Raw genomic sequence first — 367 nt, forward strand, 5'->3', positions numbered from 1 at the left:
GCGAGGTCGGTGAAGCGGCTGTAGTGCAGCTGGTGCGCGACGGTGATCGTGCTGGTCGGGCCGTTACGTGCTTGGCCAGGATCAGGTCGGCCTCGCCCGCACGCGGATCGTCGCGCTCGAACGCATCGGGCCGGTGCAGCAGGATCACCATGTCCGCGTCCTGCTCGATCGAGCCCGACTCACGCAGGTCCGACAACATCGGACGCTTGTCGTTGCGCTGCTCCGGCCCACGGTTGAGCTGGCTCATCGCCACCACCGGCACCTCGAGCTCCTTGGCCAGCAACTTGATCTGCCGGGAGAACTCCGAAACCTCCTGCTGCCGTGACTCCACCTTGCGCCCGGACGTCATCAGCTGCAGATAGTCCAG

1 pseudogene is annotated in these 367 nt (G+C 65.9%); it reads right to left on the reverse strand.

The features are described 5' to 3' along the window. A pseudogene (locus tag PSD17_RS25965) lies at positions 1-367 on the reverse strand (DnaB-like helicase C-terminal domain-containing protein); the annotation flags it as partial.

Source organism: Pseudonocardia sp. D17 (assembly GCF_036984265.1).
Taxonomy (GTDB): Bacteria; Actinomycetota; Actinomycetes; order Mycobacteriales; family Pseudonocardiaceae; genus Pseudonocardia; species Pseudonocardia benzenivorans.